We start from the raw sequence: 12951 nt of genomic DNA, 5'->3' as shown, positions 1-12951 counted from the left end.
TGTCTGCTTCTTCTAAACTGCGGCAATCTTCTTTTGTTTCATTTCAGCAATTTGATCGGCTCGGTGAATGCTATTGATTACATGCAGTAGTGCTTGGCCAGACGCTTCGATAATATCGGTCGCTAAGCCAGTACCGTGATATTTACGACCTTTATAGTTAGCAATGATATCGGCTTGGCCTAAACCATCCTCACCTTCACCCTTCGCGGTTAGGTGGAACTTGTCCAATACGATTTCGTAACCCGTTAATTTGTAAATACACTGGTAAAGAGCATCAACGGGACCATTTCCGACAGCGGCTTCGCATTTTTCTTCATCACCACATAATAACTTGATGCTGGTGGTCGCCATTACACTGCCTGATTGCACACTTAGATAGTTCAGCTTATAGAAATCATCTTCATCACGAAGGTTAGCGAAATGCATCAATGCTTCTAAATCATAATCAAAGACTTGGCCTTTACGGTCGGCCAGTTTCACGAAATCAGCGTAAAGCGTATCGAGGTTATACTCTTCTTCTTTGTAACCCATCCCATCCATGTGGCTCTTAACAGCGGCACGGCCAGAACGACTGGTTAGGTTCAACGCTTGGTTTTTCAGACCAATCGACTCTGGAGTCATGATCTCATAAGTATTTTTATTCTTAAGCATGCCATCTTGGTGGATACCAGAAGAGTGGCTAAAAGCGTTCGCCCCAACAATGGCTTTATTGCTTTGAATTGGCATATTGCACAGTTGACTGACTAGCTTGCTGGTGCGGTGGATTTCATCATTTTTAAGCCCTGTTCGAACCCCTAGAAACTCAGAACGGGTTTGAAGGATCATTGCAATCTCTTCTAATGAACAGTTACCCGCACGCTCGCCAATACCATTGATGGTGCCTTCTACTTGGCGAGCCCCGGCTTGAACCGCCGCAATAGAGTTAGCAACCGACATGCCTAAATCATCATGGCAGTGAACCGAAATGATGGCTTTATCGATGTTCGGTACGCGGTTGAATAGCTGCTGGATAATGCCACCAAACTCATTAGGAACCGTGTAGCCAACCGTATCTGGAATGTTGATGGTGTTAGCGCCAGCATTAATCGCCGCTTCAACCATGCGGCAAAGGTTATCGATCGGTGTACGACCAGCATCTTCGCAAGAAAATTCCACATCATCGGTATAGTTACGAGCGTGTTTTACCGCTTTGACGCCCATCTCGACAACGTCATCATAGCTGCGACGAAGCTTATCTTGAACATGAACCGTCGAGGTTGAAATAAAGGTGTGAATACGGAACGCTTCTGCCACTTTTAACGCTTCGGCAGCGGCATCAATATCTTTGGCGACAGCACGAGACAAACCACAAATACGGCTGTTTTTGATATTTCTCGCGATAGTTTGGACGGATTCAAAATCGCCAGGTGAAGAGACTGGAAAACCGGCTTCGATTACATCGACACCCAGTCGTTCAAGCGCATAGGCAATTTGCAGTTTTTCTTTCACTGTCAAACTGGCGGAGAGTGCTTGTTCGCCATCACGTAATGTGGTGTCGAAAATGATGACTTGATCGTTCATGAGTGCTTCCTTCTTCCGATGTAGACCGTTTACTTCCATAGAATAATTTTAAGGTGATCGTTGGTTTTATATGCGTAGCACGCTTAAATTTTTACCGTTATAAAAAAACCCGCATCAAGTGCGGGTTTCTAGAAATTGTGTACATATTCGCCGTTCACAACCTACCCGCGTGCATTGCTCACGATCAGGAGGAGGTTCAGTAGAAGTGGCGAAGTTAACATCATTACACAAGTATCCTTAAAATTTGTTAACCACATATTTACCGTAAATTTCATTAAGCGTCAAACAAGAAAATCTATTATCCTCCTCACACTTAGAAGGGAATCTTTGTAATTGACTCTTGTGGGTGCTTTATTTGGTGTTTTATGCTGATTATTCCAATATCTTCCTGCTGATGATGTCACGTGATTTTATATATGCAGGTTAATATTTTATATGTAGAGTTGGTTTATTGTTAACAAGAGAAAGAGAGGAAAATAGACGATAGGCGTGTTGAGTTAATGACCACTAAATTAACATTTTACGTTTCTATGAGCTTGATTCGATTAATTAATCACTTGATTGATTAGTGTTGAATTAATCTCCTGCTTATTTGATTCATTTCTACCTATAATTAATCGCATGATTAATTGAGTAGAGAAGGGCGGCCGTGACAACGAGAAAAGCAGGGAGACCTCAGCAAGATGTGGATGTTAGAGCGCTGTTGATTCAGCATGCTCGTGATCTGTTTGTGGTTCAGCCTTATGACAAGGTATCAACTCGCCTCATTGCAGAACGCGCGGGCGTCAACATCGCAATGATCCGGTATTATTTTGGTAATAAGGCGGGGTTGTTCGAAACCATGTTGCGAGAAACATTACGCCCGATGCAGCTACAGATGAATAAGTTAGTTCAAGATAGCAACCAAGAGAACTTTCTAGACTTGATGCGAACTTATTATAAAGAGATGGTTAAGGTACCGAAGTTTCCCCGTTTGATTGCCCAAGTGATGAATATGCCGCCTTCTGAAATGCAAAGGGAGTTACTAGAAAAAGTATTCCTTGATGTGACGAAACCGGCTCAAGATGTCATTTTTGACAAGCTTGTTGAACGTGGTGTACTGAAACCCGGAATGGATCCCAAGTTATGTCGGGTCTCTTATATAAGCTTAATGGTTTTTCCCTTTATCGCTCCTCCCCCTCTACTTGCTTTTCATGGCATCGAAATCAATGAAGAATTTCTAAATCGATTACTCGAACATAACATCAAATTGATGACTCATGGTTTTATCCAAAAAGATAATATTCAAGGACCAGAATAATGAAAGTGAACCGCAAATTTCTTTTCTTCCCTGCGTTAGCGGTAGGTGTTGTCGTTTTAGTACTGGCGATTAATTTACGCCCTGATTTACCGACAAACCCTGCCACCGATAGAGCCCGACTTGTGGATACGATGCCGTTAGAACTTAAATCCATGGCTCCTGTCGCTATTGGTTATGGCAAAGTGACGCCTAAATTTGAATGGAAAGCGATCGCAGAAGTCACAGGGAAGGTGGTGTATCGTCACCCCAATTTAGAGAAAGGTCAGGTACTTCCGAAAGATACTGAAATTATCAGAATTGATCCCCTAGATTACGAATTAAAGTTGACCCAAGCTCAAGCGGATCTGAAGTCAAGCCAGACTCAATTAGCGAAACTGTCGTTAGAAGAGCGAAACTTACAACAAACGCTTGGAATCGAACAAAACCGTTTGTCATTGAGTAAACAAGAATTAGGACGTATCGAAAATTTACGTAAGAAGGGTCTCTCTTCTCAGTCTGATGTGGATCAACAGACGCAAAGCTATTTATCCCAGCAAAAACTCGTCCAAGATATGAAGAATCAACTACAGCTTTTTCCTGACGAGCAGAAAGTTGCGCAAGCTGTTGTTAGAGTGAATCAATCGAAGGTCCAAGAAGCCCAGCGTTCATTAGATAAAACATCGATCCGCTTACCTCGTTCTTTACGAATCGCCAGTGTGGATATCGAGATAAACCAAGTGGTGAACTTACAGCAAACGATGGTGGTAGGGCATGGAATGGATGTAATGGAAGTAGAAGCACAACTTTCGATTCATGACATGCATACCCTTGCTTCAAGTGTTGGTTCGTTTACTCGCGATGATGCAGGTATTCCTAAACCGGATATGGCGTTCATTAACGCAGAAATTGAATTGAACAGTGGTAATTTAAAAGCCATTTGGCCTGCGAAAGTTGCACGTATCAGTGAAACGGTTGATGTGAATCAAGCGACTGCTGGTGTCATTTTAGAAGCGACGCAAAATTACGCCGATCTGACTCCGGAAAGTTTACCGCCTTTAGTCAATGGGATGTTTGTGCAAGCGACCATTGAAGGTCAGCAGCAACCAAGCTGGGTGATTCCTGAAAGAGCATTGCATGGCAATCGCATCTACCTTATGAGCCCTGAATCTCGATTGGAAATCCGAACGATTGAAGTGTTGTACCGCAGAGATAACCAAGTCGTTATCAATGGGGATATCGAACAAGGAGAACGCTTGGTTCTGAATGATCTTCTTCCTGCGATTGATGGAATGATGCTACGCGAAGCGACGGTGAACTCAGTCAATAGTACAGGAGCGAATCAAGTAGGAGACGAGTCATGATCCGTTTTTTCTCTCGCCATCCAACGGCCGCAAACTTATTGATGCTGGGTTTGCTCGTACTTGGTATCACATCTTTATCGACGATCAAACGTGAAACCTTTCCAGAGTTTGATCCTCCATACATCATGGCGAGTGTGATCTATCCCGGAGCCTCCCCTCAAGAAGTTGAGGAGAGCTTATGTGTACGTATGGAAGATTCGGTGGATGGCTTAGCTAATATTGAAGAGACTCAGTGTGAAGCGGTTGAAGGTTCGGCTCGGTTGATCTTAAAGTTGAATGAGAAAGCAGACATCGGACGAATGCTGGTGGATGTCCAAACTCAGATCAACTCAATCAATGATTTTCCCACTGAGATCGAATCACCAATGGTTCAAGAGCTTGACTGGAATGAGCCCGTTGTTGATGTTGCGATCACAGCCGATACCAGTTGGCCAGAGTTAAAGGCTTATGCTGAAGATCTTAAACGCACCATGAAGCTTGATTATGGCGTCTCTTTGGTGTCGGTTAGTGGCTTTTCAGATCACCAGTATCGTGTAGAGCTTGATACTCAAGCTATTCGTCAATTAGGGTTAAGCGTCGGTGATATCGCGGAACAGATCGGGCGTCAGAACGTTAAATTACCGAGTGGTAGTATTGAAACTCGAGATAAAAACTTTTTAATCCGTTTTGATGAACGTCGAGTGACGCCAGAAGAGTTGGAATCGATCGTCGTAGCATCGGGCGCAAATGGATCCTTGATCCGTTTACGAGATATCGCCACGATCACCGATCGTTTTGAGTTGGATGAACAGAAAGTATTGTTTGATGGTAAGCCATCTGCGTTACTGAAGATCAGTAAAAACAAAGAAGATGACGCGCTGAGAATCAAAGATCAAGTCACGCGATTTGTGGAAGACCAACGTAAAATTGCACCGGATGGCGTAACGCTACAATTGACCAATGATCTCTCATCAGTATTGTGGGATCGTCTGACCATGATGGTCAAGAACGGATGGCAAGGGATCATTCTTGTGTTTGCTACCATGTGGCTATTTTTTAGCTTCCGCTACTCTTTTTGGGTGGCGGCAGGTTTACCCGTCGCATTTTTGGGCGGTCTATTCTTGATGGCTAATATCGGCTTATCGATCAACATCATGTCACTGGTTGGTTTGCTAATGGCAATAGGGATCATGATGGATGATGCGATTGTGATTGCTGAATCGATCGCGTCCCACTTAGACAGAGGCCAGAATATTGACGATGCGGTCTATAATGGCGTTCGAAAAGTATTCCCTGGCGTGCTCTCCTCATTTTTAACCACAGTATGTATTTTTGGTAGCTTGCTCTTTTTAGAGGGTGAAATGGGGGCCGTGTTAAAAGCGGTGCCGCAAGTACTGATTTTAGTCTTATCATTAAGCCTAATCGAAGCGTTTCTAATTCTACCCAACCACCTTGCTCATTCATTGCATAAAGAGAAGAAAGAGAAGGCTCCGCTAAAATTCAAACGTGTTTTGCTAGATAGATTTGAGCAATTTCGTAATACCACGTTGGTTAATGCCGTTGGAAAAGTGGTTCAGTTTCGTTATGCCTTCTTGGGTGGTGTAGTTGCGCTGATGCTGATATCCATCTCTTTAATCGTAGGTGGTGGGGTGAAATTTGTTCCGTTCCCTGATCTTGATGGTGATACTGCTGAGGTTCGCATCATCCTGCCTCCCGGCACATCACTGATGCACACTGAAAAAGTCGTTGAGCAGGTGGTCTCATCAGCGAAGCGACTTAATGAAGCGTGGTCTAAAGAGGTTGAGAATGGGATCCCACTCGTAGAGCATATTACCAGTAAGTTTAATGTTAATGCGGATGCCAATGAATCTGGACCACATCTGGCGACGGTGCGTTTGGATCTCCTTGGGGCAGAGAGCCGTAACACTCGAATCGATGATTTTGTTGATGCATGGCGCGAAGATGTCGGAGATCTTGCGGAACCGATCTCCATGGTCTTCAAGCAACCAACTATGGGGCCTGGTGGCCGAGCTATTGAGATCCGAGTAAAGCATAATGACTTGGATGAACTAAAACAGGCATCCATTGATATTCAAACCTATTTGAACACATTCGATGGTGTGACGGGTGTGCTTGATGACATGCGAATGGGTAAAGAGGAGATTCTCGTTAAGCTCAGACCCGGTGCGGAAACGTATGGCGTGAATGGGCAGATGATCGCGGCACAGCTAAGGGCTGCATTTTTTGGTCAAAGTGCCGATGAAATACAGCTTGGTGTTGAGAATATTTCGATTGAAGTGCGTTTAAATAAAACGGAAGCGGGTGATCTTCAACGCTTGTCTAACTTCCCCATTATTACACCAGATGGAAGCCAAATCCCACTGGCCACACTGGCAACATTAGATTTCCAGCGTAACTATGTACGAATTCAACGTATTGATGGTTTAAGAACGATCAGCGTATATGGTGACATAGATAACAAGAAGGCCAGCTCGACTGAAATTGTTCGCCAGTTTCAAACCGATGAAATGCCGAAATTGTTAGATAAGTACTCAGGACTTCGATTTGATTTTGAAGGCGAAGCAAAAGACTCTGCGAAAACGGGAGCCTCAATGGGGAAAGGTTTCTTACTTGGATTGTTTGGTGTATTTATTATCTTAAGTTTCCAGTTCCGTAGCTACTTAGAACCTTTTGTCGTGATGCTTGCGATCCCATTGGCTTTCATTGGTGTTGTGTGGGGACATTGGCTATTAGGACACTCTTTAAGTATGCCGAGCATCATGGGGTTTGTATCGTTAGCGGGGATAGTGGTCAATGACTCTATTCTATTAGTGCAGTACATTCGTCACCATGTGGATGAAGGTGATAATGTCCATGATTCAGTCGTAAAAGCGAGTCGAGAAAGATTCCGCGCAGTGTTTTTAACTTCGATGACAACCGCCGCTGGGTTATTACCACTGCTAATGGAAACGAGCCTTCAAGCGCAGGTGATTCAACCTCTAGTCATCTCCATCGTCTTCGGGATTTTTGCTTCTACATTATTGGTGTTGTTCATGATACCAGCCGCTTATGCGGTGTTGGCTGACTTTGGCTTAATTCATAAACATGAGCCAATTGATATGGAAGCCTAATCTTCGTTCGTTTGATTCTGTGATACAAAAAATAGGCCCTGAATGCTTGATGCGTTCAGGGCTTTTTAGTCTCAATGTTTCTCAACTACCCGGAGTTTGATTTGTGCACAACAGCTAAATATCAATGTTATCTATTTTAAGGCTAACCCATTTACGCTGTTTTTAGGTTTGGGTCGTTACTCATTCATAGCGGGAATGAAATGTAACAAATGTAACAAAACCCATAACTCACCATGATGTTTAATGTAAAAGTGATAAAAAGGTGGTTTTTATAGTTTTTTATAAAATTGTAATAGTCTGTTTTAAAAGATAAATTATATAAATAGGGTAAAATTAGCTGATTCTTTCTCAATCTTGTTGGTGTCGCTAGATTGATTGGTTAATAGTTGTGTTGTTCCTAGATATATCTGAGTCGTCAATATGACAATTTCTGGTTATCTATTACGACTAACTTTAAGCAAATACTATTGACTACCAGTAAGAGGCGCCCCCTATGTTAGATAAGAAAAATGCAATGAGTGCCATTGCAAGCTACCGAATGGAAAGTACTTTACGTGGAGTTGATTTGAACCTTCTGACAGTGTTTGATGCTGTTATGCAGGAGCAAAATATTACCCGTGCAGCGCACAATTTAGGGATGTCTCAACCAGCAGTCAGCAATGCAGTGGCTCGGTTAAAAGTTATGTTCAATGATGAACTCTTCATGCGTCAAGGCCGTGGTATTCAACCCACTCAACGAGCTCGTCAACTATTCGGACCGATGCGCCAAGCGTTGCAATTAATTCGTAATGAACTGCCAAGTTCTGTATTTAATCCTGAGTCTTCAACTCGACTGTTCAAGCTGGCGATTTGTAGCCCTTGCGACATGCGTTTTGCACCGAAAATCATGACCAATATCCATGAACAAGCACCCGATGTCCAACTTCATATGGATGCGGAATTTGACCGTAAGCTTTCTGAGCGTATGCGTTACCAAGAGATCGACTTTGTGATTGATTACGCTCGTTTTGATGAGCAAGGCTTCTCTAGCACTGAAATATTCCAAGATGAGTTAGTTGTTGTTACTTCAAGTTCTCACCCACGTATTCAAGGTGATGTGACGGCAAATCAGCTGCTGAATGAGAAACATGCCAAGCTATCTAAAATTCACGGTCAGCGTAGTTTCTCTGAGCAAGCGTATCGAGACTTAGATTGTCCTGCTTACTATGAAGGGACGAGTTTAAGTAATGTATTGTACGTTGTGGGGCAGTCAGAATTAGTGACCATCGCACCACGCTGGATGGTTGAAAATGCGGCAAATAAGGATCAACTGAATATCATCCAGTTCCCATTTGATAATGCATCTATTTGCGGCTACTTGAGCTGGCATGAGTCGAGCGAAAAAGACAAAGGCCATATCTGGTTACGAGATCAGCTGATGATGATCTGCGGTGAAGTTGTTGCAGTGAAATAACGGTCCGATAGCTCTGTTGCTTTAACCCTAAACCGTGAATCACTGTTTAGGGTTTTTTTATGGTTTTAAGACGAGGTATTATTTTAGGGTATAGCAAACTATTAGTGATAACTTTGACACTCGTCAGTTGCCTTTTTTTACATCGAAGGTACACTTGTGCGCTCAAACGCTTACAGGTGTAAGCCAAAGGTAAGAGACATGGCCAACTTAGATTTTCACATCGTAAAAAAAATCCGTGAGCAAGTAGCAAAAGGCGGAGACCGTGCAGCCCTAAAGCATAAAAAAAATAATGCTTGGCAAGATATTAGCTGGAAACAGTTTGGTCAGCAGATAGACACACTTTCTTTAGCTTTACTCTCTCGAGGTTTAAAAGTTCAGGATAAAATTGGTATCTTTTCGAACAACATGCCTGAATGGAGTTTCGCCGATTTTGGTTCGCTTCAGGTTCGTGTTGTCACGGTTCCTATTTATCCGACCAACACACCAGCACAATCGTCATACATTATTCAAAATGCAGATGTTAAAGTTCTGTTTGTTGGAGAGCAGGCTCAATTTGATGCTGCTGTTACTCTTTATGAAGAGTGTGAGCAATTAGAGTTAATTGTTGCAATGTCGGCAACGGTCGATCTTCAAGGTCATGAGTTTGCGATGTCATGGGCTGATTTCATGGCAACGGCGGATGAGGCTCATCAACCAGAGCTGGATAAACGTATTGCTGATGCCAATATGGATGACTTGCTGACGTTAATCTACACTTCTGGTACCACAGGGCAGCCTAAAGGTGTGATGCTTGATTACATGAATATCGGCTCTCAGCTTCAAGCACATGATGAGCGATTAAGCTTAACGCCTGATGATGTCTCTCTTGCATTCTTACCACTATCACATGTATTTGAACGTGCATGGAGCTTCTACGTATTGTACAACGGTGCGACTAACTGTTACCTGCAAGATACGATGCAAGTTCGTGATGCGCTAACTGAATTACGCCCAACCGTGATGTCAGCTGTACCGCGTTTTTATGAAAAAATATTCTCAGCTATTCATGAAAAAGTGTCTAAAGCCCCGTTTATCCGTAAAGTGCTCTTTACTTGGGCGGTGAACATGGGTGCGAAAATGTCGGTGTGTCACCAAGAAGGTCGTACTCCGTCATTTATGTTACAGAGAAGCCATCGCTTGGCGGATAAATTAGTTCTGTCTAAGTTACGAGCACTGCTTGGTGGTCGAATCAACTTCATGCCATGTGGTGGTGCGAAGCTAGATGAAACGATAGGCCGTTTTTTCCATGCTATCGGTATTAACGTCAAGCTTGGCTACGGCATGACAGAAACAACAGCAACGGTATCTTGCTGGGATGATAAATGCTTCAACCCAGATTCTATTGGTATGTCGATGCCTGGCGCACAAGTTAAAATTGGTGCGAATAATGAGATTCTTGTTCGTGGTCCTATGGTGATGCGCGGCTACTACAAGATGCCAGAAGAGACCGAAAAAACGTTTGATGAACACGGTTTTTTGAAAACAGGAGATGCTGGTCATTTTGATGAGAATGGCAATTTATTCATTACCGACCGAATCAAAGAGCTGATGAAAACATCAGGTGGTAAATACATAGCACCGCAAGTGATTGAAGGTGCGATCGGTAAAGATCATTATGTTGAACAGATTGCGATTATTGCTGATACGCGTAAATTTGTTTCCGCATTGATTGTTCCTTGTTTCGATACGCTAGAAGAGTACGCGAAAGAGCTTAATATTAAGTACCACGATCGCTTAGAGCTGATTAAACATAATGAAGTGGTAGAGATGTTTGAAAAGCGAGTGAATGGCTTACAGACTGAGCTAGCGAAATTCGAGCAAGTGAAGAAATTTAAGTTGCTACCGAAAGCTTTTTCGATGGACAAAGGTGAGTTGACGCCAACTCAGAAATTGCGTCGTAAAGTCATTAACGATAGGTATCAGGACGAAATTGAAGAAATGTACACAGAAAAGAAGAAAGATAAGTAATTTTCTGTGAGATAAATTTTCAGTTGCTTAAAAATCCCCCATTTTAATATTGAATTATTAGTGGGGGATTTTTGTTGCAGCTTACAAATTGAAGCCTGTTTTATCACACACTTTTATTTCGTATTTTGATGACGATTTAGCACTTTCTATTAAAATATTATCCTCTTTTATTTGCCCAGTATGAAAGTTAAGCCTGATCTGGGCTTACTAGTTGGCATCTTCATCTTTTATTTTCACTAACGATAGAATATTTATAAAAACCTTTCAAAACCCCCATTAGACCCAATGATAATAAAGGGTTACAGTTGTTGCGTACCCTCTCTTTTTGTTATGACAAAAGGAAGGCATAGCCGAAAAGTGGAAGTATTTCGATTTAGGCTAAAAATAAGACCTAGACTATGGAAAACCAGAGCCAACCGTATTACCAATACAGATGGTTTCAGGTAAGGAGAATATAGATGGAAATGTTATCTGGCTCAGAGATGATCGTACAGTCTTTGATTGATGAAGGTGTTGAGCAAATTTTCGGTTATCCGGGTGGTTCAGTGCTTGATATATACGATGCTTTGCACGCAAAAACGGACGATATACAGCATGTTCTTGTTCGTCATGAACAAGCAGCGACACACATGGCGGACGGCTATGCGAGAGCATCGGGTAAACCGGGTGTGGTGCTTGTCTGTTCTGGACCTGGAGCGACGAATACAATTACGGGTATTGCGACTGCTTATATGGACTCCATTCCTATGGTTGTGCTATCAGGAAACGTGCCTAATAACCTTATCGGTAATGATGCCTTCCAAGAGTGTGACATGGTGGGGGTTTCGCGCCCTGTCGTGAAACATAGCTTTTTGGTTAAGAAAGCAGAAGACATTCCAGAGACCATAAAGAAAGCCTTCTATATTGCATCAACGGGCAGACCTGGACCTGTGGTGGTCGATTTGCCAAAAGATGTCATGAATCCACAAATAAAATTCCCTTACCATTATCCTGAGTCGATTAAGTTGCGTTCATACAACCCAACAACGACAGGTCATAAAGGACAGATAAAGAAAGCCTTGAAAGCGCTTTTAGAAGCTAAGAAACCCGTACTTTATGTTGGGGGAGGTGCCATAATTTCGGAAGCGGATCGTCAAATTATGCAGCTATCTGAAAGCTTAAATCTTCCAGTGGTAAGCACCTTAATGGGTCTTGGCGCTTTTCCTGGCACCCACAAAAATGCGTTAGGCATGCTAGGTATGCACGGCACCTACGAAGCCAATATGACCATGCATAATGCGGATCTTATTTTCGGTATTGGTGTTCGTTTTGATGATCGTACGACCAATAACCTTGAGAAGTATTGCCCCGATGCAAAAGTAATTCATATCGATATTGATCCGTCATCGATCTCTAAAAACGTACATGTTGATCTTCCCATTGTTGGTTCTGCTGAAGTTGTACTTGATTCAATGTTGACACTGCTTATCGAGCAAGGTGGATCGAATGATGAAACCGCGATAGAAAGCTGGTGGAAAGATATTAATCAATGGCAGTCACGTAACTGCTTGAGTTATGACAAGTCGAGTGAGCGGATTAAGCCTCAACAAGTCATCGAAACTTTACACAAACTAACAGGTGGTGATGCCTTTGTTGCGTCAGATGTTGGCCAGCACCAAATGTTTGCCGCTCTCTATTATCCGTTTAACAAACCACGTCGCTGGATCAATTCTGGTGGCCTCGGCACTATGGGGTTCGGTTTTCCTGCCGCTTTAGGTGTTAAATTTACTCATCCAACGGAAGAGGTGGTATGTGTGACGGGGGATGGCAGTATTCAAATGAATATTCAAGAGCTGTCTACGGCAATGCAATACGATATACCCGTGAAAATAATCAATTTGAATAACCGTTTTCTCGGTATGGTGAAACAGTGGCAAGATATTATTTATCAAGGTCGCCACTCTAACTCTTACATGGATTCTGTCCCAGATTTTGCGGCCATTGCAGAAGCGTACGGCCACGTTGGTATTCGAATTAACACACCTGATGAGCTTGAAGCAGGATTGAAAAAAGCATTGGATATGAAGGACCGTTTGGTTTTTGTAGATATTAATGTGGATGAAAATGAACACGTTTACCCTATGCAAATAAAAGGCGAGGGCATGGATAATATGTGGCTAAGCAAGACGGAGAGAACCTAAT

General features: G+C 42.7%; 7 protein-coding genes. 6 read left to right on the top strand and 1 reads right to left on the bottom strand.

Annotated elements, in window-relative coordinates; translation table 11 throughout:
* Positions 1 to 12 precede the first annotated feature (12 nt).
* A complete protein-coding gene (leuA, locus tag FCV43_RS05060; protein WP_113799555.1) occupies positions 13 to 1560 on the bottom strand; it encodes a 2-isopropylmalate synthase in 1548 nt (515 codons plus the stop codon).
* 649 nt (positions 1561 to 2209) lie between these two features.
* Here leuA and FCV43_RS05055 point away from each other — a divergent pair.
* From FCV43_RS05055 to FCV43_RS05030, 6 genes are all read left to right on the top strand, one after another.
* The gene (locus FCV43_RS05055) at positions 2210 to 2860 is read left to right on the top strand and encodes a TetR/AcrR family transcriptional regulator (protein WP_017051138.1); all 651 of its coding nucleotides are present in this window, start codon (positions 2210 to 2212) and stop codon (positions 2858 to 2860) included.
* Positions 2860 to 4200, top strand: a complete 1341-nt coding sequence (locus tag FCV43_RS05050) for an efflux RND transporter periplasmic adaptor subunit (RefSeq protein WP_136994192.1) — start codon at positions 2860 to 2862, stop codon at positions 4198 to 4200. The genes FCV43_RS05055 and FCV43_RS05050 overlap by 1 nt, the downstream gene beginning before the upstream one ends.
* A complete protein-coding gene (locus FCV43_RS05045) occupies positions 4197 to 7310 on the top strand; it encodes an efflux RND transporter permease subunit (RefSeq protein ID WP_136994191.1) in 3114 nt (1037 codons plus the stop codon). Before FCV43_RS05050 ends, FCV43_RS05045 begins: the two co-directional genes overlap by 4 nt.
* A 493-nt stretch (positions 7311 to 7803) precedes the next feature.
* Complete coding sequence (leuO, locus tag FCV43_RS05040; protein ID WP_017051135.1) at positions 7804 to 8763, top strand: transcriptional regulator LeuO; 960 nt, start codon at positions 7804 to 7806, stop codon at positions 8761 to 8763.
* Positions 8764 to 8961: 198 nt separating this feature from the next.
* A complete protein-coding gene (locus FCV43_RS05035) occupies positions 8962 to 10770 on the top strand; it encodes an AMP-dependent synthetase/ligase (RefSeq protein WP_136994190.1) in 1809 nt (602 codons plus the stop codon).
* 458 nt (positions 10771 to 11228) lie between these two features.
* On the top strand, positions 11229 to 12950 hold the full coding sequence (locus FCV43_RS05030) for an acetolactate synthase 3 large subunit (RefSeq protein ID WP_017051133.1): 1722 nt from the start codon (positions 11229 to 11231) through the stop codon (positions 12948 to 12950).
* Position 12951: the final 1 nt, after the last annotated feature.

It is taken from the genome of Vibrio genomosp. F6 (assembly GCF_005146325.1).
GTDB classification, from domain to species: domain Bacteria; phylum Pseudomonadota; class Gammaproteobacteria; order Enterobacterales; family Vibrionaceae; genus Vibrio; species Vibrio cortegadensis.
Note: the sequence above shows the minus strand (reverse complement) of the source record. Positions and strands in the feature narration are given on the sequence as shown.

Excerpts from the sequence above, each read along its gene's own strand:
- FCV43_RS05045 (WP_136994191.1), top strand. The coding sequence starts at position 4,197 with ATGATCCGTTTTTTCTCTCGCCATCCAACGGCCGCAAACTTATTGATG.
- FCV43_RS05035 (WP_136994190.1), top strand. The coding sequence starts at position 8,962 with ATGGCCAACTTAGATTTTCACATCGTAAAAAAAATCCGTGAGCAAGTA.
- leuA (WP_113799555.1), bottom strand. The coding sequence starts at position 1,560 with ATGAACGATCAAGTCATCATTTTCGACACCACATTACGTGATGGCGAA.
- FCV43_RS05050 (WP_136994192.1), top strand. The coding sequence starts at position 2,860 with ATGAAAGTGAACCGCAAATTTCTTTTCTTCCCTGCGTTAGCGGTAGGT.
- FCV43_RS05030 (WP_017051133.1), top strand. The coding sequence starts at position 11,229 with ATGGAAATGTTATCTGGCTCAGAGATGATCGTACAGTCTTTGATTGAT.
- leuO (WP_017051135.1), top strand. The coding sequence starts at position 7,804 with ATGTTAGATAAGAAAAATGCAATGAGTGCCATTGCAAGCTACCGAATG.